The sequence below is a fragment of the Thiorhodococcus fuscus genome (genome assembly GCF_042682685.1).
GTDB classification, from domain to species: domain Bacteria; phylum Pseudomonadota; class Gammaproteobacteria; order Chromatiales; family Chromatiaceae; genus Imhoffiella; species Imhoffiella fuscus.
The window spans coordinates 1-22,319 of record NZ_JBHUHX010000031.1 but is presented as its reverse complement, the minus strand read 5'-3'; the positions used below and the strand labels follow the sequence as shown (position 1 = coordinate 22,319).

The 22,319-nt window shown below is 63.4% G+C and carries 24 protein-coding genes and 1 tRNA gene; 18 read left to right on the top strand and 7 right to left on the bottom strand.

The genetic code is table 11. The features are described from left to right. The first annotated feature begins 141 nt into the window (after positions 1-141). The 16 genes from ACFSJC_RS12085 (at position 142) to ACFSJC_RS12010 (ending at position 16,144) form a co-directional block, all read left to right on the top strand. Positions 142-366 carry a hypothetical protein gene (locus tag ACFSJC_RS12085; RefSeq protein ID WP_386026983.1) on the top strand — a complete coding sequence of 75 codons (225 nt, stop codon included), beginning with the start codon at positions 142-144 and terminating at the stop codon, positions 364-366. Beyond that, positions 363-1,892: a phage portal protein gene (locus tag ACFSJC_RS12080; protein WP_386026981.1), complete on the top strand. Its 1,530-nt coding sequence runs from the start codon at positions 363-365 to the stop codon at positions 1,890-1,892. The genes ACFSJC_RS12085 and ACFSJC_RS12080 overlap by 4 nt, the downstream gene beginning before the upstream one ends. Next, positions 1,892-3,925, top strand: coding sequence for a prohead protease/major capsid protein fusion protein (locus tag ACFSJC_RS12075; protein ID WP_386026979.1), 2,034 nt, complete (start codon positions 1,892-1,894; stop codon positions 3,923-3,925). The genes ACFSJC_RS12080 and ACFSJC_RS12075 overlap by 1 nt, the downstream gene beginning before the upstream one ends. 28 nt (positions 3,926-3,953) lie before the next feature. After that, the gene (locus ACFSJC_RS12070; protein ID WP_386026977.1) at positions 3,954-4,328 is read left to right on the top strand and encodes a capsid cement protein; all 375 of its coding nucleotides are present in this window, start codon (positions 3,954-3,956) and stop codon (positions 4,326-4,328) included. Between the two features lie 4 nt (positions 4,329-4,332). Continuing rightward, positions 4,333-4,602, top strand: a complete 270-nt coding sequence (locus tag ACFSJC_RS12065) for a hypothetical protein (protein ID WP_386026975.1) — start codon at positions 4,333-4,335, stop codon at positions 4,600-4,602. Next, positions 4,595-4,984: a M15 family metallopeptidase gene (locus tag ACFSJC_RS12060; protein WP_386026973.1), complete on the top strand. Its 390-nt coding sequence runs from the start codon at positions 4,595-4,597 to the stop codon at positions 4,982-4,984. Before ACFSJC_RS12065 ends, ACFSJC_RS12060 begins: the two co-directional genes overlap by 8 nt. Positions 4,985-4,994: 10 nt before the next feature. Next, the gene (locus tag ACFSJC_RS12055; protein WP_386026970.1) at positions 4,995-5,318 is read left to right on the top strand and encodes a hypothetical protein; all 324 of its coding nucleotides are present in this window, start codon (positions 4,995-4,997) and stop codon (positions 5,316-5,318) included. Next, positions 5,318-5,611: a head-tail joining protein gene (locus tag ACFSJC_RS12050; protein WP_386026968.1), complete on the top strand. Its 294-nt coding sequence runs from the start codon at positions 5,318-5,320 to the stop codon at positions 5,609-5,611. Before ACFSJC_RS12055 ends, ACFSJC_RS12050 begins: the two co-directional genes overlap by 1 nt. After that, positions 5,608-5,979, top strand: coding sequence for a phage tail terminator protein (locus tag ACFSJC_RS12045; protein WP_386026965.1), 372 nt, complete (start codon positions 5,608-5,610; stop codon positions 5,977-5,979). The genes ACFSJC_RS12050 and ACFSJC_RS12045 overlap by 4 nt, the downstream gene beginning before the upstream one ends. Positions 5,980-5,994: 15 nt before the next feature. Then, a complete protein-coding gene (locus tag ACFSJC_RS12040; RefSeq protein ID WP_386026964.1) occupies positions 5,995-6,447 on the top strand; it encodes a hypothetical protein in 453 nt (150 codons plus the stop codon). Between the two features lie 30 nt (positions 6,448-6,477). Beyond that, the gene (locus ACFSJC_RS12035; protein ID WP_386026962.1) at positions 6,478-6,879 is read left to right on the top strand and encodes a hypothetical protein; all 402 of its coding nucleotides are present in this window, start codon (positions 6,478-6,480) and stop codon (positions 6,877-6,879) included. A gap of 26 nt (positions 6,880-6,905) precedes the next feature. Then, positions 6,906-7,349 carry a phage tail assembly chaperone gene (locus ACFSJC_RS12030; protein WP_386026960.1) on the top strand — a complete coding sequence of 148 codons (444 nt, stop codon included), beginning with the start codon at positions 6,906-6,908 and terminating at the stop codon, positions 7,347-7,349. 395 nt (positions 7,350-7,744) lie between these two features. After that, complete coding sequence (locus ACFSJC_RS12025) at positions 7,745-12,877, top strand: glycoside hydrolase family protein (protein ID WP_386026958.1); 5,133 nt, start codon at positions 7,745-7,747, stop codon at positions 12,875-12,877. After that, entirely contained in the window at positions 12,874-13,230 is a 357-nt protein-coding gene (locus ACFSJC_RS12020) for a hypothetical protein (RefSeq protein ID WP_386026956.1), read from the top strand. The genes ACFSJC_RS12025 and ACFSJC_RS12020 overlap by 4 nt, the downstream gene beginning before the upstream one ends. Beyond that, positions 13,230-15,101: a hypothetical protein gene (locus ACFSJC_RS12015; protein ID WP_386026955.1), complete on the top strand. Its 1,872-nt coding sequence runs from the start codon at positions 13,230-13,232 to the stop codon at positions 15,099-15,101. The genes ACFSJC_RS12020 and ACFSJC_RS12015 overlap by 1 nt, the downstream gene beginning before the upstream one ends. Next, positions 15,101-16,144, top strand: coding sequence for a hypothetical protein (locus ACFSJC_RS12010; RefSeq protein WP_386026953.1), 1,044 nt, complete (start codon positions 15,101-15,103; stop codon positions 16,142-16,144). The genes ACFSJC_RS12015 and ACFSJC_RS12010 overlap by 1 nt, the downstream gene beginning before the upstream one ends. A gap of 186 nt (positions 16,145-16,330) precedes the next feature. Here ACFSJC_RS12010 and ACFSJC_RS12005 read toward each other — a convergent pair. The 5 genes from ACFSJC_RS12005 to ACFSJC_RS11985 form a co-directional block, all read right to left on the bottom strand. Further along, positions 16,331-16,406 (bottom strand) — tRNA-Phe (locus tag ACFSJC_RS12005). Positions 16,407-16,508: 102 nt separating this feature from the next. Beyond that, on the bottom strand, positions 16,509-16,781 hold the full coding sequence (locus ACFSJC_RS12000) for an oxidative damage protection protein (RefSeq protein WP_386026951.1): 273 nt from the start codon (positions 16,779-16,781) through the stop codon (positions 16,509-16,511). A gap of 38 nt (positions 16,782-16,819) precedes the next feature. Next, positions 16,820-17,878, bottom strand: coding sequence for an A/G-specific adenine glycosylase (gene mutY, locus ACFSJC_RS11995; protein ID WP_386026949.1), 1,059 nt, complete (start codon positions 17,876-17,878; stop codon positions 16,820-16,822). A 281-nt stretch (positions 17,879-18,159) separates the two neighbouring features. Next, the gene (gene panE, locus ACFSJC_RS11990) at positions 18,160-19,086 is read right to left on the bottom strand and encodes a 2-dehydropantoate 2-reductase (protein ID WP_386026947.1); all 927 of its coding nucleotides are present in this window, start codon (positions 19,084-19,086) and stop codon (positions 18,160-18,162) included. A gap of 31 nt (positions 19,087-19,117) precedes the next feature. Then, the gene (locus ACFSJC_RS11985; RefSeq protein ID WP_386026944.1) at positions 19,118-19,888 is read right to left on the bottom strand and encodes an enoyl-CoA hydratase/isomerase family protein; all 771 of its coding nucleotides are present in this window, start codon (positions 19,886-19,888) and stop codon (positions 19,118-19,120) included. A 313-nt stretch (positions 19,889-20,201) separates the two neighbouring features. Between ACFSJC_RS11985 and ACFSJC_RS11980 the strand changes: the two genes are divergently transcribed. Both ACFSJC_RS11980 and ACFSJC_RS11975 read left to right on the top strand, forming a co-directional pair. Further along, entirely contained in the window at positions 20,202-20,795 is a 594-nt protein-coding gene (locus ACFSJC_RS11980) for a LysE family translocator (RefSeq protein WP_386026942.1), read from the top strand. 4 nt (positions 20,796-20,799) lie between these two features. Continuing rightward, the gene (locus tag ACFSJC_RS11975; protein WP_386026940.1) at positions 20,800-21,192 is read left to right on the top strand and encodes a nuclear transport factor 2 family protein; all 393 of its coding nucleotides are present in this window, start codon (positions 20,800-20,802) and stop codon (positions 21,190-21,192) included. Between the two features lie 40 nt (positions 21,193-21,232). Here ACFSJC_RS11975 and ACFSJC_RS11970 read toward each other — a convergent pair whose 3' ends face one another. After that, positions 21,233-21,418, bottom strand: coding sequence for a hypothetical protein (locus ACFSJC_RS11970; protein ID WP_386026937.1), 186 nt, complete (start codon positions 21,416-21,418; stop codon positions 21,233-21,235). A gap of 124 nt (positions 21,419-21,542) precedes the next feature. Further along, the gene (locus tag ACFSJC_RS11965) at positions 21,543-22,205 is read right to left on the bottom strand and encodes a LysR substrate-binding domain-containing protein (protein ID WP_386026934.1); all 663 of its coding nucleotides are present in this window, start codon (positions 22,203-22,205) and stop codon (positions 21,543-21,545) included. Positions 22,206-22,319: the final 114 nt, after the last annotated feature.

Sequence of the window (22,319 nt, the reverse complement as noted above, 5' to 3'; positions counted from 1 at the left end):
TTGCAAAAGGCTTCAAAGATAAATCTGACCGCCTAAAGGCGGTGGTTTTAACCCTGCTTCGGACAATAAAAGTTTTATGCGATAAATTTTGTCTCATTTCACCCCTGATAATGAGACAAACCCTCAGATAACCTTTCGGGCATGTCCATCGCCACCGACATGCTCGCCGCCTACATCAAGGCCGAAACCGAGGTCCTCGCCAACGGCCGCTCCTGGGCGCTCGACGGGCGCAGCGTCACGCGGGAGAACCTGGCCGAGATTCGCGCTGGACGCATCGAATGGGAACGGCGCGTCGCCGCCGAGCGGAACGCCTCCGCATCTATCGGCGGCCTCCCTCATTCCCTCGCCAATTTCAGCACGCGATGAACGCGCTCGACCGCTTCATCGCGCTCTTCGCCCCACACAGCGCGCTGCGCCGTGCCCAGGCCCGCCATGCCTTGCGCGCCTACGAGGCGACATCTCCCAGCCGGCTGCGGACCATCAAGCGCGCCCGGTTCAGCGCCGACAGCGACGTGCGTACCGCCGGGCTCAGTCTGCGCGAGGCCGCGCGCTGGCTGGAACAGAACTACGACCTCGTCGACGGGGCGCTCGACGTTCTGGTGCGTGCCGTCGTCGGCACCGGCATCATCCCCGAGCCGCTGGTGCGGCTGCGCGATGGCTCTCTGGCTACCAACGTCAACGAGCAGCTGACCGAGTGGTACGCGACCTGGGCCGAGGCGCCCGAGGTTACCGGCGAGATGGACGCCGGAGCCGTGCAGCGCATCAAGGCCCGCACGCTTTTCCGCGACGGCGAGGTCTTCACTCAGCATCTACCGGGCGAGATCCGTACCCTGCGGCATCTGACCGACGTCCCTTATTCGATCGAGCTAATCGACCCCGAGGCCGTTCCGATCGGCTATAGCGATCCTCGGAAGCGGATCATCCAGGGCGTCCAGAAAAATGGCTGGGGTAGGCCGCTGACCTACTTTGTCGCTCGCATCGATCCTGCCACCGGCCAGATGATTACCGAGTATGTCCCGGTTCCGGCTGCGCGAATGGATCACCTCAAGATCATCAAGCGCCTGCGCCAGACACGCGGCGTCACTGTGCTTGCTTCAGCCATTGAGCGGCTTGAGGACGTCCGCGATTACGATGAGACCGAGCGCGTCGCCGCAAAGATCGCCGCGTCTATGGCCGCCTTCATCAAACGCGGAACCCCGGACCTTTACAACCCGGAGACGACGCAGGTCGACGAGCAAGGCAACCGCGTGCCGCGTGAGCACAAATTCCAGGCCGGCATGATCTTCGACTTCCTGGAGTCAGGCGAAGATATCGGCACCATCGACACCAATCGGCCGAACCCCAACCTCGGCCGCTATCGCGACGATCAGCTGCGCGCTGGATCCGCCGGCATCGGACTCGCCTTTTCGAGCTTCGCGCGCAACTACGAGGGCAACTACTCCAGCCGCCGCCAGGAGGCCAACGAGCAGGCCCCGCACTACCACATCCTCTGGGACTACTTCTGTTCGCGCTCCGAGCGCCCGATCTGGCGCACCCTCGTGGACGTCCTGCTCGCCAATCGGATGCTCGAGCTTCCGCGCGACATCGATCTCTCGACCCTCTACGCCGTCGACTACAGCCGCCCGGCCACGCCCGCGATCGACCGCCAGAAGGAGGTCGGTGCCGACGCCAACGCCCTCGAAACCTTCCAGGATTCGCTTGTCGATGTCTGGCGCCGCAATGGGCGCAACCCTGCTGACATGTGGCGCAAGCTCGCCGATCAGGCAGTCAAGCTCGAAGCCATCAGCGGCGCCAACCCGTCCGCCCACACCAGCATCACCCCAGACCCGACGGACGACGCCGAGCCGCTGGCCGACGGAGATGACGAAAGCGAAAGAGAGGAGGCCGCCTGATGGCCATGAAACGCCAGCGCATCGAAGGGCCGCTTGTCGCGCGATCGGCCACCATCGAATCGAGCGACGCCGAAAAGCGCACCATCCGCGTCTCCTTCAGCTCCGAACTGCCCGTGCTGCGCGCCTCCTGGTGGGACGACCCCTGGCTCGAAACGCTCGGCCATGACGACGGCGAGGCGGATCTTGAGCGGCTCAACGCCAACGCGCCCGTGCTCTACAACCACGACCGATGGGATCGCGACAACCGCATCGGGGTGGTCGAGAACGCCTGGATCGACAAGGGCCGCGGCTATGCCGACATCCGCATCAGCCAGCGCGCCGACGTCGAGGGCATCTGGCAGGACATCCGCGACGGCATCCTGACCAACGTCTCCGTCGGCTACAGCATCAACGAGCGCACGCTCACCAAGGCCGGTAAGGACGGGCCTGACGCGTACCGCGTCACCAGCTGGACCCCATTGGAAATCTCGCTCGTCGACATCCCCGCCGACCATACCGTCGGCGTCGGCCGCTCTAAGGGGGGCTCGGGCGAGCGTTTTCGCGTCATCGATCTGCCGGAACAGCCCGGCTCCACCGAAAGAGGTACCGTTATGGCCGACGAGGCTGAAGACAACGGCACGCCGGAGACCAAAGAAACCCGGCAGCAATCCAACAACCCAGTCAACCTGGACGAGGTGCGCGCGACCGCCAAGCGCGAGGCCATCGAGCAGGACCGCGCCCGCCGAACGGCCATCGCCGAGTTGTGCGCTCCACTGCGCGCCCGGCACGGCTTCATTTCTGAAATCGAGTCGCGCGCTGTTGCCGGTGACATGACCGCAGATCAGGTCTCGGTCGAGATTCTGCGTAAGCTCGGCGAAGGCGCTGAGCCTCTCGGATTCGACCCGACTCCTGACGCCCAGTCGCGATGCTCTGCCGGAGACGACCAGATCGACAAGCGCCGAACCGCCGCGCTCGACTGGTTGCTGGTCCGTAGCAACCAGCCCGTCATTCAGCTCGACGACGGCAAATCGCGCCGGATTGATCTGAGCGGAAACCCGTTCCGTGGCGCAACCCTGCTCCAAATCGCCGAACGCAGCCTGCGCGCGATCGGTATCAACCCCGACGGCATGGATAAGCTGGCTATCGTCGGCCGAGCTTTCCAATCGACCTCGGATTTCCCAGTGCTGCTCGAGGAGGCGATCCACAAGACCCTCCTGAACGCCTACCGCACCGCTCCCGATACCTGGTCGCGCTTCTGCAAGACCGGCACCGCCTCTGATTTCCGCGCCCAGAATCGCTATCGAGTCGGCTCCATCGGCAATTACGACACCCTCGGCGAGCACGGCGAATTCAAGCGCAAGGCGATTCCTGACGGCGAGCGGTCGAGCATCACGATCGGGACGCGAGGAAACATCATCGGCGTCACTCGTCAGGTCATCATCAATGACGATCTCGGCGCCCTGACCGATTTGGCAATGTGGCTCGGTCGTGCTGGCAAGCGCACGATCGAGGCGTCCGTCTATTCCGCGCTGGCTGAGAATGGCGGCGCGGGGCCGACCATGAATGACGGCAAGGCGCTCTTCCACGCGGATCATGGCAACGTCGAAGCGACCACCGTCGGCGCTCCGTCTATGGCTACTTTTGAAGCCTCGCGCATCAAGATGGCGCAGCAGATGGACATCTCCGGGCTCGATTATCTCGACATCCGCCCCTCGATCTGGCTCGGCCCGCTCGGGCTCGGCGGCGAGGCCCGCACGGTCAACGACGCCCAGTACGACCCCGACACCGCCAGCAAGCTCCAGCGCCCGAACAAGGTGCGCGGCATTGTGAGCGACATCATCGATACCCCGCGTCTCAGCGGCACCCCTTGGTATCTGTTCGCCGATCCCATGGATGCCGCCGTGCTTGAAGTCGCTTTCCTCGACGGCCAGCAGGAGCCGTACACCGAGACCAAAGACGGCTGGGATGTCGACGGCGCCGAGATCAAAGCGCGGCTCGATTTCGGTGTCGCGGCAGTCGACTATCGCGGCGCGATCAAGAACAACGGGGCCTGATAGGCCGAACACATAGAGGCAATCCATCATGGCCAACAACTACAAGCAATCCGGCGAGGTCCTCGACTGGACCAACGCCACGGGCTCCGACGTCGGCTCCGGCAGCGTCGTCGTTGTCGGCGGAATCCTCGGTGTCGCCCTGGTCGACATCGCCGACGGAGCGCGCGGATCGGTGCAGATTCAGGGTGTGTTCACGGTGCCGAAGGTCGAGGCCGCTGTCATTGCTCAGGGAGAACCGCTCATCTGGCACGTTTCCGCACGCGCATTCACGAGCTACACAGGAACGCCTCCGGAGATGGGCGACATTCTTTACGCGGCGTTCGCATTCGAGGCTGCCGGTGCTGGCGTGGCGTCCATCGCGGTGAAATTCACCGGATCGCCCGGCCAAATAGCGGGAGGTTAATCGTATGGCCCAGACAGACAGCCTCATCATCTCCGCTCTCATCGGGCGCCTGATGACGGCCATAGCTGCCTCTGCAGGTTTCGCCGCGCAAGTCGGCGACTGGGCCGGCGCCTGGACTCACGCGATCACGCAATGCTCGCTGCTCGTGGCGGCCATTCTCCCGCTTGTGAGCAAGTGGCGGGAGCGACGTCGGGCTCGGCGGGACGCCGCGCGTTGCGAGCTAAACACCGTGCGCGCCGAAATGGCGGCAATTCGGAGGTTGAGCGATGAGTGAATTCTATCTCGGTGCCAGATCTCTACTGCGGTTGCGCGGCATCCATCCTGACCTCGTGCGTGTCGTCAAGCGCGCCATCGAAATCACGGATGTCGATTTCACCGTCCTCGAAGGGGTGCGATCGGCCGCGCGGCAACGCCAGCTTGTGGCAAGCGGTGCATCGCGGACCCTGCGATCGAGGCACCTTACCGGTCACGCCGTTGACCTTGGGGCCTACGTGGGAGGCCATGTCCGCTGGGACTGGCCGCTCTATTACTCGATCGAGAGCGCGATGAAACAGGCGGCCAAAGACGTCGGTGTCAATATCGAATGGGGTGGCGATTGGACGTCTTTCAAAGATGGCCCGCACTGGCAATTGCCGTGGGCTCAGTACCCGGCATAGCGAGGGCGCCGTGGACGAACTGACCAGACGTGTCGACCGGCTCGAATTGCTGGTCGAGCAGCAGGAAACCGCAAACCGAGAGATTGCCCGCGATGTCGCGCGCATCGCGCAAGACATGGCCGTGACGCGTGAGGCGGTGCGCATCTTTGAAGACGCCCTCGGCGACGTCCGCGAGGCCCAGCAGCGTATCGAGTCCGGCGTGGACGCCGTGGGCAGGGAGCTGCACGCACACGTCGGGAAGGAGCAGAGCGACAGAAACAGGCTCTTGTGGGGCGTGATCGTTGCAATCCTGGTGCCGATCGCCGTCGAAATCTACAACCGGATGCTCGCCTGATGGACAATAGCGTCTTTTTTCAGCCCGCAGCGCCGGGCGTCGTCACGGTCACGGTGACTCCGTCCGAGGGTCTCTCGCGTGATCTGTTCGCCCAGTGGTTCAGGGCGCGCGATCTGTCGGACTCCGGGGTGATCGAGCTGGCCGGTGGGGGCGATTCCCTCCAGGCGCCGACGACCGAGGTTGCGGACCTGGCTCGCGGCGATACCGCCGTCATCGACGGCGTGTCGTACCAGATCACCGATCGGCACGATGACGGGCACGGCGTCAGCACGCTCTATCTGGAGCCCCTATGAGCGTCGCCGTCCTCATCGATCGCCTGAGCGCCGAGTGCCCGATCTTTCAGGAGGTCGAGGAGCCGACAGCGACCAACCCGATGGAACGCGACGCCTATCCGGTCGCGACCGTTTACCCGGCCGCCCGTGCCCCGTCCGGGGAGATCGGTGGTCACCAACTGGCCGCCCGACGTTACGCGGTACTGGTGACCGCCAGCGGCGCAGCCCAGCTTGAGGATGCGCTCGCGGAGATCTCCGTGGCGCTGGACGGCTGGCGCCCTCCCGCCAGTGCCAAGCCGCTGCGCTACGTCGGTGGAAAGCTCGCGAAGATCGACGGAGTCAGGCTCCAGTGGTCTGACACTTGGGAATTCGAGACCTGCGTCTCATAACACGAGGAACACATCATGGCGCTCGGCACCTGCGTCGACCTGGTCACCGCCAAGGGGACCAAGGTTTCCATCGGGGATGCGCTCCCCGCCACCTTCGACGCCTCCGGATACGGGGGCGTCTCATGGACCGAGATCGGCATGATCGAGTCGGTCGGCGAGTTCGGCCCTGACGCCTCCATCGGGTCATTCACTCCGATCGGGACCGGTATCGCCTGCAAATTCATGGGTACCACCGACAACGGTGAGATCGCACTCTCGATCGCCCGGACCAGCGACAGCGGTCTGGCGGCACTACTCGCGCACCAGGGGCAGGCGGCAAACCTCCCGTTCAGCGTCGAGCTCAGCAGCGGCGATCTGTACTACTTCCCCGGTCTCACGCGCTCGGCCAAGGTCAGCGTCGGCACCGGTGATGACGTCGTCAAGATCAACGCGACCGTCGTCATCAACGGGTCCATCGTCAGCGCCTAACCCTGCAACTCATCCATCAAGGACAGCACATTGAATATCGACGACATCGTTTTCGCTCAATCCTACGACATGCCGATCCGCCATCCGACCACCGATGAGCCTTTGGTCATGGCCGACGGCTCGCCCATGTTCGTCCGCGTCCTGTCGAGCGACGCGGAACCGGTCAAGGCGCTCCAGACCCGCTATCGCAACGAGGCGCTGCGCAATCCCGGTAAGCGCCTGACGGCCGAAAAGATCGAGCGGCGCAGCATCGATCAGCTCGTCGCCGGCACGGTCGGCTGGGCCATCGAAGGGCAGGGCGGCCCGATCCCCTTCAGCCCCGAGGCCGCCCGCGAGATCTATTCCGACCCCAAGAAGCTGTGGCTCCGCAATCAGGTCACGGCGGCCATCTATGACGACAGCAATTTCCTGGGGGAGTCGAAAGCGGCCTGATCCTGTGGCTGCGGCATTACGCCTGGTTGCACAGCGTCCCGGATCCCAAGGACCGCAAGCGGGGCGGGGAGGACCGGCGCACCAGGCGACAGCGGCTCGATAGTGCCGAGCGTGATACCCCGCCCCCCGAGCTGGATATGCCGCCGCTGGAGCCTGAGGCCGCGCCCTATTTGGACCTGTTGTTCGAGGTTGGACCGACAGAGCCAGGCGAGTACGGACACCGGGCGCTGAGCTGGCGCGAGCTTGAGTCGTGGCAGCGGCAGACCGGACAGCGGCTCATGTCCGCCGAGGTGCGGATGATCCGCCGCCTGAGCGCAGTCTATGCCTCGGCGGCGCAGGAGATGCGTGCGCACGACGCCATGGCCCCCTGGCCGGATCGCGACCCAGTCGAACGATCCGTATCGGTCGACTCCAGTCTCGAAAACCTCTTCGCGGCGCTATCGAAGCGCCAGGACCGTAACGCCCCTTGAGCGATCAGTACGACATCGCCATCCGTGTCACCTCCGACGTTACCGGGGCGTCGCGCGGTCTGCGACAGACCAACCAGGATCTGTCCGCGACGGGCGCGCAGGCGCAACGCACGGGGCGGCAGCTCGCTTCGCTCACGTCCGGGATGAAGCAGCTCGCCCTGGCCGCGACCGGGGTGCTGATCGGCGGCGCGCTCGCCGACAGCTTCCTGGAGGCGAACACCGAGGCTGGGCGCTTGCGCGCGACCCTGGCCACCATGACCGGATCGGTCGAATCGGCGAGCGCCGCTTGGGACGCGCTGGTGAAATTCGCCTCCCAGACACCCTATGCGCTCGCCCAGAGCGTCGAGGGCTTTACCAAGCTCAAGGCGCTGGGGCTGGACCCCTCGATCGCCGCCTTGCGCAGCTATGGCAACACCGCCTCGGCGATGGGCAAGGACCTCAATCAGATGATCGAGGCCGTTGCGGATGCCTCGGTCGGCGAATTCGAGCGTCTGAAGGAGTTCGGGATCAAAGCATCCTCTGAGGGTGACCAGGTCGCGCTCACTTTCCAGGGCGTCACAACGACCATCGGTAAGAACTCGCGCGAGATCCAGGACTACCTGCTGGCGATCGGGAACGTGCAGTTCGCGGGTGCGATGGATCGCCAGATGGACACCCTTGGCGGTGCGATCTCGAACGTGAAGGACGCGCTGCTCCAGGCGTGGGTCGCGCTCGGGGACTCCGGACTGACCGATGCCGTCGTCAGGGGCTTGAAGTGGATCGCTGATTGGATCGGCGAGATCTCCGACAACATGAAGCTGGCGGACTTCAATGGATGGATGGAGGACCTGAAAGGCGTCGCCGGGGCTGCTGCCGGTGCGACAGGTGTCTATCTGACGTTCTCGGCTGCCGTCGAGCTGGCTACGGTTGCTATGGACGCCCTGGCGGTTGGACAGGCGGCCGTCAATGCGGTCATGGCGCTCAATCCGATTGGGCAGATCGCGCTGGCGATCGGTGTCGCCGTCACGGCTCTCAGCGCATTTGGCGGGTACCTTTTCGCCGTCCGCAACGACATGACAACGTTTGGCGAGACGTCCGGGACCGTCGGCGATCTGGTCAAGGCGACTTGGGAGGAGGTCGCCTCGCGCTTCAGTGAAGCGTGGGATGGCGTCACTCAGAACATATCAGATGCATTCGATGCGCTCGGAATCGATATCGACGAGGTCGCTCGTCAGGCTGAGATAGTTTTCAGCTCCATCCTGAGCGGGGCGGCAGAATTCGCCGAAGAATTCATCAGCACATGGGTCGGCGTCGGATCGTCAATCGGCTCGGTCGCAGCCTATCTCGTCACCACATTTTCTAATGCGTTTAGCGATATCGGGGCCATCGCAAAAGCCGCATGGGCGGATATCACCAGCGGAAACCTCGATTTCAGTGGCACTAAGGCCGCCATCGCTGCTGCATGGCAAGAGCAACTTTCGGCGGCCGATACCCTGGTCGAGTCGATACAGGCCAATTTCGACGGGTCGGTCGACTATGTCGGCAAGGTCAAGGATAAGGCGGTCGGGCTGGCTGATGACATCGAAGAGCGGTTCAAGCGGATCTCGCTGGAGCGTTCCCTTGACGATCAGCTCGGCGCCGAGTTCGATGCTGCGATCAAGCAGTTTGATGCGCTGGACAGAGGGGCGCTCAACGCGGCATCAGGCACAGACAAGCTCACCGGCGCCACAACGGCTCTCTCAAAGGCGCAATCGGACGCCAACAAGACCGCGACGGCGATGATCAAGCAGTTCGAGGGGCTGAACCTCAACGCTTACTGGGATCACGCCGGCTACTCGATCGGCTACGGCCATCAGTCTCCTGAAATCAAGGTCGGGATGCGCATCGATCTCGATCAGGCCGAGAAATACCTCAAGGAAGACGTCGCGAAATTCGAGGACGTGGTCCGCAGCGTCGTCACCGTTTCGCTGTCCGACAGCCAGGCCGCCGCGCTCACGTCGTTGGCCTACAACATCGGCGAGGGCGCGTTCTCCAACTCGACGCTCGTGAAGCTCCTCAACTTGGGGGATTACGAGGCGGCGGCTGGCGAGTTCGACAAGTGGACTAAGGTCACGGTCAACGGTCTCAAGCAGACGTCAGATGCGCTGGTGAGGCGGCGCGACCTGGAGGAGGAGGTCTTCCGGGGGGCTGGTTCGCTATCTGCGGCGACCAGCGCGCTTGCACAAAAGGACAAGGAGGCTGCAAAACAGCAAGAAAAGCTCAACGCGACGCGACAGCAGGCACGTGAGATCCTGGCCGGTCTGAATGCAGACTGGGACAGCCTTGCTGACCAATACGACACCAGCTACGCGGCGTCGAAGCGTTTCAAGCAGTCGCAGAGCGAAATTTCCCAGCTGCTTGCCACCGGCCGCATGACCGCCGACGAATACGCCCGCGCACTCCAATACATCAACCTCGAATACCAGCGCAGTCAAGGTCCTATGGCTGCATGGCTCGCATATCTCGAAGAGAGCATCGGGACGTTCGACGAGTTCACCGTCGACGTCATGGATTCGTTCGTCGACAACCTAGCCGACGGCCTCGCCGATGGCCGCCTGGAGTTCGATGATTTCGTCGATGACGTCAAGCGGATGCTGGCCCGCATCGCGGTCAATACCATTGCGGTCAACCTCGTCGGCAGCGTGACGGGCATCGGGAGTCCGGCGTCTGGAGTTGCTGGAGCGGCCGGTGCTGCCGGATCTGCATCATCACTTTCCGGTCTAGGAAATCTCAGCTCGCTGGCGAATCTATTTGGCGGAAACAGCCTCGGTCTGACGGCCGGTCGCGGAATCGCTTACGCGGCTGGCTCGCTCGGATACGGATCGAACGCGCTCGGCGCTGGGGTCGGGAACCTCGCCGGCATGTCGAATTGGATGCTCGGCGGGTCGGCCCTGGCCGGCGGTCTACTCGGCTCCGCCCTGTTCGATGGCGGGTATTCCGACGCTGGGTCGTCGATCGGCTCGACGGCCGGTGCAGTGATCGGCTCGATGATTCTGCCGGGTATCGGTACCGCGCTGGGCAGCCTGCTCGGCGGTGCCGGTGGCGGCTTCCTGGGCTCGCTGTTCGGTGGCGGCGAGACCCGCCAGGGCAACTATGCCACGTCGTTCTCGGGCGCCGGATTTGAGGACGACGTCAAGGCGTCCGGCGCCTTTGGCTTGAATTTCGGCCTTCAAGACAAGGGCTCGAACAATATCAAAGCGTCCGAGTTCCAGGACGTTTTCGACGGCATGGCGGCCGTCTCAACCCGGCTGTCCGAGTTCTACGGCAAGGGTCTATCCGATCAAATCCAAGCCGATCTGCGCGACCGTCTGGGTGACTTCAACGGGTGGGGGAAGGATCTCGACGAGTCGTTCCAGAAAATCTTCACGTCCATCCTGGATGCCGCCAATACCGCCGAAGGCGAGGCCGGCGACGGCGCGGGTCATCTGCTGAAGGTCGCTGTCGGCGACCTCGGAGGCACCGCCGAGCAGATGGCGCAGCAGATTGAGGGCGGGCTGGCGAAGGTCAACACCGTCCTGTCTTTGTGGGGCACCGAAGCCGGCGAGCGCCTCGGGTTTGGCCTGGAGGGCGTGCTCGACTCCCAAGAGTCGGCTGTCCGCGCGATGTCCGACTGGGTCGCCGAGTTCGCGAGATCGGGTGAGTCGACGGTTGAGACGCTGGGGCGCCTGGTCTCCGGGCTCGTCTCAGTGACCTCCGCCGCAGAGCTGACGACGGCCGGATTGGGCGAGCTGAGCGGCGAGGCACTGCTGAGGCTCGGCGAGTCCTTCGCCGATCTGGTCAATGAGATCGGGCTGAGTCTCGATGATCTAGCGGCCCTGCAATCCAACTACTACGAGCATTTCTACACCGCAGAGGAGCAGGCCGCGCGAATTCGTGAGGCGGCCCTGGATCAGATCCGCGCCTGGAACGCAGAGATGGGGCTGACCGGTGCGGCTATCGTCGATAGCAGCGAGGCGCTCCGCGCCTACGTCGACGGTCTCGACCTGACGACCGAGGCTGGCATGCGCGCCTATGTGGCCGCGATGCAGATCTCAACCTCGTTCATCACGCTCGACGAGGCGCTGTCGGCATTGGGCTCGACCGTCGATTCGGTGTCGGGATCCGTCGCTGACTTCATCGCCTCGATGACTCCAGAGGATGTCGCGCAGAACGCTGCGCTTGCCGAGATGGCGGACCTGTTCGCCCAGTGGGGTATGACGATCCCGCCGACCAGCGAGGCGCTCTATGCGCTGATTCAGGCTGGCGTCTTCACCGACGAGCAGCTCCAGACGCTGGCCGAGCACTCCGGCGAGCTGGGTCAAGCGTGGGCGGCGATCGCGACTGCGCAGAAAGCCGCAATTGACGACCTTGAATCAGCCTACGATGCCGCCGTCGAGGCGGCCAAGGCGGCGTCTAGCGCCAGGATCGATGCCCTGCGCGAGGCATCAAATGCCAAGATCGACGCGCTGCGTGACGAGTCCTCGGCGCGCATCAAAGCGCTCCGCGATCAGTATGACTCGCTGACCGACGCGCTCAACGACCAGCTCGGCGACGCGCGCGACTCGCTCTCTCAGTTCCAGCGCATCGTCGACGCCGCTGCGGCTGCGCTGGAGAGCCTGACCCAGCAGACCGAAACGTCCCCGGACCAGACCCGTCAGCGCCTGCTCGCCGAGGCCAAGGCGGCGCTGGAGCAGTTCGGGCAGACCGGGGAGCTGCCGAGCAACATCACCGACCTCATCAGCGGGCTCGGAACAGTTGACCCTAACGATTTTGCGACGCGTGAGGAGTGGCTGGCGGCGATCGCCGAGAACCAGGCCATCGTCGGCCAGCTCGAAGACCTTGGCGGTACTCAGCTCGACGCCGCCGAGCGGCAGATCGCGTTGCTCGAAGAGCAGATCAAGCAGGCCCGCGAACAGTACGAGGCCGCTGTCGATGCCGAGAACGACCGCCTTGATCGGGCCATAAAGGCCGAGCGAGACAATCTGGAAAAGGCGATTGCTGCCGAAGAAGACGCCCTGGAAAAGCATCTCTCCGGACTCAAGTGGCAGCTCGACCGCGAGACCGACGAGATCCTGGCCCAGGGCGTCGAGCTGGTCGATGCCACGACAGCACAGAACGACATTCTGGCCGATATCCTGGCGTCGGTGTCCGATATCTCCGGCGGCGTCCTGGCGAAGTCCACGACGCCGAGTGACAGCGCGATCGAGAGCAGCACGATTCCGGCATTCGCATCCGGCGGCTATCACGCCGGCGGCCTGCGCGTCGTCGGCGAGCTCGGGCCAGAGCTGGAATACACCGGGCCGAGTCAAATCACGCCCAATAGTGACATCGGCAGCATGTTCGTTGCCGGGAACGCTCCGGTCGTCGATGAACTGCGCGAGCTGCGCGCCGAGGTCAAGAGCCTGCGGGCGACTCAGGCCGCTCAGGCAGAGACATCGCGTGCGCTTCTGAAAATCATCGAGCGATGGAACGGGGAGGGCACGCCGCCCGACCGGATGGATTATGCCAAGACCGTCGCGGAGTCCGTATGACGCAGCAGATGACCGTTGACGGCGATCCGATCGGGATCTGCATCTACCCACTCGACCGAGAGACCGTCGATTATTCGCTCCTGGAGCGAGACGAGACCTTTGGCGACATCACGGCTATCCCCAGGGGCTACAGCGACTCCGTGAGCTATATCGTCGTCGCTGAGGATGCATCGCAGGCGCTGGCCGCGCGCTCAATCCTGACCTCGAAGCGCGGCGTCCAGGCGACCTATGTCGGGCACCCGGATCATCCGATCAGCCACTGCGTCGGCTATGTCACGCGGATCAAGACCAACACCGAAAGCCTGAATCACGTGCTGCTGACGTTCACCGTCGAAACGGATGTGGTGCTCTGATGTGGGTCCTGGAACCTCTTGGCGTCGATACCGGCGCCGACATCCTCGCGATCTCGGTGCCCGGCGATGACGCGTACCCGGCATGGAGCGCGTCGGTGCGTTATCCGGCTGGATCAGTCGTCACGACAGGAGCCGATGAGACGCTGCAAATCTGGGAGGCGCGCTACGGGTCTGTAGCGCCCATCAGCTCAGGGTCTGCGCTCCCGGACCTCTATAACGACAGCATCGATCCGGCTGGCGTCAACACGATCGGGCGCGATAATGCCGGCGACCTGGTGGACTCGGCGACGGCCTACCAGCACTTCGGCGAACGCTGGTGGCGTGATGCGACGAATGACGGCTACCTCGCGAATCGGTTCAAGATGTTCGACACGAATCCATCGAACATCACCCGCAGCTCTAGCGACATCCTGTTCGACATCCGACCGCAGGGCGCGTGGAGCGGCATCGCGCTGTTCAACGTCAACGCCGATGAGATCGCGATCGAGCTGATTGATGGGCCATCCGCATACAGCGCGGCACGAACCCTGCGCTATCCCGTGATCCTGTCCGCATCATTTCCGAATGAGCCGCAGGTCGCATTCGTCGACATCCCCGAGGTCGATCCGCGTCTCTATCCTGATGCTCTCTTGCGCGTGCGGATCTGGGCGACTGCGCCGCGCTGGATCCACGTCGGCTGCGTCCTGATCGGGCCGGCGACGCAGATCGGGACTGCCGTCTATGACTTGAAATCCGATCTGATGGATTTCTCTCGATTCACCCGCGATCCAGTTTTCGGCGATATCACCGCCATCCCGCGCGGCTACAGCGACAAGACCACATTCCCGCATGTCATCCCCGCCGATGCTGTCGGCCAGGCGCGGCAACTCCTGGTGTCTCGCCGAGCTGAGTTGACCGCCTACATCGGCTCGCCAGATGTCGCGCTGTCGATCACCTACGGCTATTTCGTCGATCTCGAACTGCCGGTCGATGGGGCTTCGATGTCCGATGCGAGCGTCGTCGTCGAGTCCGTGCTCTACGACACGCCGGCAAACGCCGAGGATCTGCCGCTTCGCGCCGTCTTCGTCACCCCGGACGGCACCGCCTGCCTGGAGTCGACGACGCAGGTCGCCGAGCGGTGTCTCGTTGATGGTAAGCCTGACGGGGACATCTACGTCACGGTCCTGGATTACGCCCTGGAGCCCGGCGAGACGATCGACTGGGAGATGACGTGGCTCAAGGGCTCGTCGGCCAATGCGCACGAGATCACCACGCTTGCGACGGACTGCGGGCAGAACCTGAGCCTGCTGCACTGGCCGGTTTCTCCAGTGCAGGACCAGGAGGAGGCGATTGCGGCGATCCGGGCGACGATCACGCACGTCGATACCACGACGACAACAACGGCGGCGGCGGTTTTGACGGTTGGCGTCTGCACGGGCGGCGGGGATTGCGACTGTACGCCGGTCATCGAGGGCGCAGGATTCTACAACGAATGGGACGGCGAAGAGTACTGGGACTACGACTACACCAGCGCGACGCTCACCGGGACGACTCAGGTGCAGGAGCTGGTGGAGGGAGCTATATCCATTTCCGGAGCTGCCGACTCTCGGAAATGGTTTTACGTCGATCTGCGGGGTAGTGGCGGGCTGTCAGTTTACAAAATCAACGTAGCGCTGTCCGGCGGATGGGGGAACCCGGATATTTATGCCGGGTATGGCTGGCCGTCCGTTGAGGGCGGAGCTGAGCATTATGTGCTTGGGTCAGAGCCGACGAGCCTGCACTTGAATCGTAATTTCGATCACGACGTGTTTTTCATCATGCTTTACGGGGTGAGTGAATATGACGGCGTTTCGCTTGAGCTGGATTTGGTCTGGGGCATAGGGATGGGCTGATGGCTGGTGTGGGCGTGTATCTCGGTGGGGGAATGGTGCGCACGGCTCAGGTGCGCGGGAATTTATGCAACTGCTCGGTCGAGTGGGCTACGAGCTGGGATAGCGATTTTGATGTACTGCCCCCCGTAGTCGTCCCGCTAGGGGCTCATGTCTCCATCGAGGCCGTTGCTCTGTCTGACGAGAGTTATCGTCCTCCCGTTGCTGCCGGCACACTGACGCTTACACCCACGCTCGTGTGCGGCGGCTCGCGCACCGAGCTGGACCCAATCACGATCGAGATCGCGGCTGACGGGCTTTACTCGCCATCAGGATCGGTTTGGCACGCACGTGTAAATGGGACGCTGTGCGATTGCGTGGTGACGTGGGAGAGTGAGTGGGCATCCGACGTCGACCTGTTGAGCCTGCCCCCGCTTGTCGTGTCGATGGGGCGGTATGTGATGGTCGTCGCCGCGAACATTGGAGGAGCCCCGATGCCAGTCACGAGCGGAATTATGACCCTCACAGCTACCGTGACGTGTGGCGAGTCGATAACAACGCTGGACCCGATAGAGCTAGAGCTGCTGGTAACCAGTGCCTGCGACCAGCCTAGCACCTGGAACCCTAGCTACTACACGCCGCCGGTGTGGAGCAAGGAGCAGTGCTGTTGGCTGCTGACGGGGCCGTCTCAGGGATACGGTGAGATGTACGCGGCCGGCGACTGGCGTTTGGGGTATCGTCCGCTGCGGATGCGCACAGAAGTCTTTGTTCCAATTGGGGCGTCAGCGCAAGCGACAACAAACCCGTCATACGACCACTACGCGAGCATCAGCTTTCTGACCTCTGCACACCGCCGATATATCGATCCGCCCTTCGTTGTGTTGCTGGATGACTGCATTGAAGGCGAGTGGAACGTCGTAGAGCTGGCGTTCGATTATTCGGTGTTTGATGGGGACCCGGATCTGTTTGCGTTCAGCGCTCCGTACATTGACGGCCAGGAGGGGGCGTATCAGCGGGTCACTGGGTTCAAATACCGAACTCCAACATTCCACGATGACCCTGAATAGACGCGCGATTAAGTGTCATATAAAGCGCAAATTTCGCATATTTAGTCGTGTGCCAAAGCATACGCCAAACTGTGCGCGTCGCCACAGACGCTGAGATCGAGGTAAAAGGAAAGAGGGGTATTTTAAGGAGAAAGCCCTCCATTTTAAGGAGGGCTTCGGACGACCGTTGGTAAGTCGTTGAAATGTTGGTGCCCAGGGGCGGAATCGAACCACCGACACGCGGATTTTCAGTCCGCTGCTCTACCAACTGAGCTACCTAGGCTTAGGTATCTAATCCAGCGCTCCGCACCGGATGAGCTGCCTATTTAAGCAGCGGATTAGCCTTTTGTCAAGGGTGCCCCACGTCTTTTTTGAGGTTGCTCGGTCAGGCTGTCGGTGGAGTGTATCCGGACGGGGCCTCGGCGCCATCGCCGAAGAAGTAGTTTTCCATCTGGGTTTCGAGGAATTTGCGCGCCTTGGGGTCCATGGGGCTGAGACGGTTCTCGTTGATGAGCATGGTCTGGTGACGCAGCCATTCCTGCCAGGCTTGCTTGGAGACCTGTTCGAAGATGCGTTTTCCCAGTTCGCCGGGGTAGGGCGGACGGTCGAGTCCTTCGGCTTCCTGGTCGAGCTTGATGCAGTGGACGGTATGGGTCATGACAGCTCCTTTAGCCGATCCTTCTGTGATCGATGGGGTTACGCGCTCAGTTCGTTCAGGATCCGTTTGATCGGTGCGGGAAGGCCGAGGCGTTGGGCCTCGCTCGGTGTGGTCCAGCATGCGCCATCGTCTTCGGCGATGCGATCGATGGGCTCCGCGAGCCGGATCAGCCTGACCTGGATGTCGAGCCGATAGTGACTGAATGTGTGACGGCAGGACGGACGTATTTCAAGCTGGACGGGACGTCGGCCGAGCCGGGTCAGGCTCCAATCGTTGGGGTCCGCGTTTTCAGGGATTTCCGGCAGACTCCAGAGTCCGCCCCAGATGCCGGTCGGTGGGCGGCGTTCGAGCAGGATCTCTCCGGCCGGGTTCATGGCGATCAGCATTTGGGTGGTGCGTTTGGGGATGTCCTTGGCGGGACGCGGTGCGGGGAGCTGGCGCTGGCGGTTCTGTGCCTTGGCGATGCAATGCCTGGCGACTGGGCAGCGTTCGCACTCGGGCCGGGCGCGGGTGCAGAGCGTGGCGCCCAGATCCATCATCCCCTGGTTGTAGGGTCCTGCGTCGTTGTCCGGGGTGCAACGCTCGGCGAGCGTCCAGAGCGCGCCGAGGACCTGGCTGCGGCCGGGCCATCCTTCGATGCCGTAGCAGCGGGCCAGAACGCGCTTGACGTTGCCATCCAGGATCGGATGGCGCTGTCCCAGTGAGAGCGAGAGGATGGCGCCTGCGGTCGAGCGGCCGATGCCGGGCAGATCGACGACCTGATCGATATCCGTGGGGAATCGACCCTGATGTCGGTCGCGGATGTGCTGAGCGGCCTTATGCAGGTTGCGCGCCCGGGCGTAGTAGCCGAGGCCGGACCAGAGCGCGAGCACGGCATCGACCGGTGCGTTGGCGAGCGCGCCGATGTCTGGGAAGCGTTCCATGAAACGCTCGAAATAGGGGATGACGACGGCGACCTGGGTCTGTTGCAGCATGATCTCGGAGACCCAGACCCGGTAGGGCGTGGGTTCCCGCTGCCAGGGCAGATCCTTGCGGCCGAACGCGGCGTACCAATCGAGCACGGCGCTCGCGAATGACTCGGGCGTCAGATCGGTCAAGGGGCGTTTCTCGGGGGCGATTGGGATGGTCGAGGGCCGAGGCGGGAATTTGGAGCGGGTGATGGGAACTGCGCTCCGTGCTCAATCAGTTGATCGATAAATGGTGTCGTCCGCGAGCGTCACGGAATTAGGCCAGATTATGTACCGGGGACACCACGTCGGCAACTGGGTGGTGTCCGGGCTCGTCTGCTGCCATGTACTCGGGTGACGCCGAGACTCGAATGTACGAAGACCGAATCTGTCTTTCGCCGCGAGGGCATGGGCGCGAAACCTCTCGAGGTTCATACACCGACATGTGCGGCACGGGTCGCGTCGTAGGCCTGCATGTGCGCAAGGCTCACCCTGAGCAGTGGCGCATCCAATCGAGCTTCACGCGCGCGGCGCAGCATGTCTCCAATGATGTGCTCATGCTCCGTTGCGCCGCCACGTTGCAGGTCGCGCAGCATCGAGGCGGTGCCGGTCGATCCGCGCTCGGTTAGCGTCGTGAGCATCCGGACATAGGCGTCCTGAAAGGGGATGAACCCTGAGGCGGCAGCGGTGGCAATGCATTCGCCGAGCATCTGACGCACGAGCGCTTCTCCATCTTCCGTCTGCACGATTGTGCCGATCGGCGCGCGCATCAGCGTTGTCATGCCGGCATAGGTCGTGAGGAATACGAACTTTTCCCACATCTCCTGCTGAATGTCCTGGCTTAACACGGGTGCGAAACCGCCACGCTCCAGCAATCCATGTAGGGCCCGTGCGGCATTCTGCTGGCTGCTAGTGCGTGGGCCCAGGACCAGGCGCTGCAGCCTGTTGAGATGCAGGATTTCACCAGCGGCGCCAAGCGCCACGCCGATGTGGCACAGGCCGCCCAGAACGCACTCGGCGCCGAAGCGCGCATCTAAGTCGTCCAGATGCCGCACGCCGTTGAGCAGGGGAACGATCCACGTCGAGGGGCCAATAGCAGGTGCAATGGCTTCCATCGCACCCTCAAGATCGTAGGCCTTGCATGCCAGCAGCACGGCATCCACGGATGATGGCGCCTCCGTAACCGTTTTCACGGAAGTGACCAGGTCGCCCAAAGGGCTCTTGATGACGAGCCCGGTGTCAGCGAGTTGCGCGGCTCGTCTCGGCCGTACCAAGAAGCGCACGTCCACGCCGGCCGCAGCCAGGCGTCCGCCGAAATACCCGCCTGTCCCACCTGCCCCAAGTACCAGAAGACGCATGGTCATGTTCCTGTTTGAATGCGATAAATTCTCACGGTATCGGCCGACGCCGCTTCTCCAGGAACGCGCGAATGCCTTCCTGACGACCGGGTAGCGAAAGGGTGTGATGGAAGGCGGCCCGCTCCTGGCGTAAGCCCTCGTCCATGGGTAGGCTGGCGCTTGAACGCGCAGCCTGCTTGATCAGCACCAGTACCTCGCCCGACAGCGATGCCATGTCGGTTACGAGATGGCGGCCTTCTTCGAGCAGACGCTCGGTTGCCACGACGCGCGAGACCAGTCCGCTGCGCTCCGCCTCCCGGGCATCCATGCGGCGTCCGCTCAGCAACAGATCCAGCGCCTTGGCCATGCCGAGCAGGCGCGGCAAGCGCTGTGTACCACCTGCGCCGGGCATGGTGCCGACCCGGACCTCCGGATGACCGAACACGGCGTTTTCGGCGGCCAGCACGATGTCGCACATTTCGACCAGCTCGCAGCCGCCTCCGAGCGCGAAGCCCTGCACCAGCGCCACCACCGGCTTGGGAAATGCGCCCAGGGGTGCGCAGCAACCAGCGAAGTCGTTTGCGCGTGCCTGCTCCGCGCTCATGTCAAGCATCTCCTTGAGATCGGCGCCGGCGGCGAAATGCTCGCCTTCGGCGCGCAGCATAACCACCCGCACGGCGGCGTCGGTCGCCAGCCTTTCGAGCTGCGCGGCCATTGCATCGGTCAGTGATCGGCACAGCGCATTACGAGCCGCTGGCCGGTCGATGACCAGTTCGGCATAGCCCTCAGGGTGCGTCTCGCATCGGATGAAATCGGAAGCCACGAGGATCTCCTGCAACGGTGGCCTGACGGATCGGATCGCCTTTGATCCTGAGTGCCAGGCAGTGGGTTCGAAGTCTGCTGCGCGATGGGTTGGCGGCCAAGCGCGAATATCTCAGGTGCGATTGAAAATTTCTCGCCGGAACGTTTGGCAGCGTCATCGAAGCATGCGCCCGTTATGAATCTTGATGGAAATCTCAACGCGGGCTGAGAAAAACTCGCTGGAGCGCGGTGCATGCCCGGGTCCAGAATCGTTCAACGGACGCGCTTCAATCCCTCGACAACGCCCCGGCATTCCCTCGTCCCAGCGAATTCTCATGGAACACACCCCCCTCGTGGCCCTGATCGTCTACGCCTTCGTCATGTCGATTACACCCGGCCCCAACAACGTGATGCTGATGTCTTCGGGCCTGATCTTCGGCCTGGGGCGAACCTGGCCGCACCTGCTGGGCATTCCGGCGGGCGTGATGGTGCAGCTCTGGGTCACCGGTGCGGGCCTCGGCGGTGTGTTCGCTCTCGAACCGCGCTTGCAGGTCGTATTGAAGGTCCTGGGTAGCGTCTATCTACTCTGGCTGGCCAGGCGGCTGTGGCGCGCGGCCGAGCTGGAAGAAGCCGAGGCCGGCCGCCCCATCGGCTTCATGCAGGCACTGGTTTTCCAGTTCGTCAATCCGAAGGCTTGGCTGATATCGGTGACGGTGATCTCCACCTTCCTGTCGGCAGGCGAAGGCTACGCGCTCCGACTCTGTGTGATCAGCCTGGTCTTCGTCGCCGTCGGGCTGCCCTGCATGTTGGTATGGGCCGCCTTCGGCGCTGGCCTGCGGCCCTGGCTGAGTGATCGGATCGTCGCTCGCAGGATCAACCGCGCAATGGCTACCCTGGCCGCCCTGACCGTTCTTCTTTTCTGGAGGTGATTCCATGGCAACACTCTCCCGCGACCAACTCCAGGCCCATGCGCTGGCCTGGATCGATGACTGGAACCGGCACGATGTGCCTGCGGTTCTGGCCGCCTATACCGACGATGCGGTGTTCGTGAGTGCGCTTGCCGAATCCTATGCCGGGGGCACGCGGGTAGAGGGTAAGGACGCGCTACGCCGATACTGGTTGGCCGCGATCGCCGACAGACCTGACCTGAGATTCTCGCTCATCTCGGCCATTTGCGACGTCGATGCACAGACCGTCGTCGTCCACTACGTGGCGCAGACCGGCGGTAGGCGCGCGCGCATGTGCGAGATCATGCGCTTCGAGAACGGGCGCCAGGTCTATGGCGAAGCCTTGCACGGCGTGCCTGCAGAGGAGACCGCGACATGATGTCCGCGTTGAGCGCCGTTCATGCGGACGATGGCAACCGCTACCAGGCCCGGTTCATGGAGGTGTTTCCCAGAAGGTCGTGCTCATGACCGTTCCTGAAGACGTCGCTTTCCACGAGTGCGAATCTGCCGAGTGCCAGCGCGTTGCCCGTGACCACGAAGCCGGCGCGACGGTCGTGGTGCGGCCGGGCCAGGGTCTCGCTGAGAATGGCTGAGCCCGCCAGCATTCGCGCCGCCGAGGGCTATGTTCTGGCTGGGTTCACCTCAGCGCCGCAGCGTCTTTGGCCGCGAGCCTTCGAATCGCTGAGCCGGTGCTTGGCGGGGCTTGGTGATCGTGCGGGCGTATGGCGTTCATGCATGTCTATGCCGTCCGGGGTTTACGGCTCCGCTTTGCGGCGGACATTGCTCGCGCAGCCAGCCACGCAGGTTGTCCAGGCGCCGGTCCTTGCGCAGCGCCTCGGGATAAACGAGCCAGAAGCCGAAGCCCGCGCTTACGGGGTGGTCGAAGACCGATGACAGCCGTCCGAGCCGGACGGCGCTCTCCGCCAATTCGCACACGGCGATCGATACGCCGGCACCATCGGCAGCTGCCTGCATCGTCAGGCCGCCAGAATCCACTCGGGTTATGACGGCGGGCTCGAACGGTCCGTCGGGCAGGCGATCCATCCAACGCTGCCAGGTGAGGCAATGCCGCGACACGAACAGGTTGGCCCGCGCGACCTGCTGGATGCGTTCTCGACGCGACCCGTTGGCAAAGCCTGGGCGCGCGTACAGATCGATGGTGGCCTCGAACAACAGGTCGGCCTGCAGGCCAGCCCACTGGCCGTCGCCATACCAGATGCCGGCATCGGCCATACCAGCCGCCAGATCCACGTCGTCCTGCGTGGTGGAAATCTCCAGCGAGAAGCCGCGCCGCTCGAACGGATACAGGCTCAGACGAGGCGATAGCCAATGGGTTGCGAACGTCGGCAGCATGTTCACACGCAAGGGTCCGTCGCGCCGCTCATCGCGCAAGCTGCCGACGCCATCGGCGATCAGCGAGAAGCCCTCTTTGAGGCTAGGTGTTACGTCCCGTGTGATTATCTGCCGCGACGGAGCTATCCTTTGTTCCGTGCCCGCGAGGTGCTA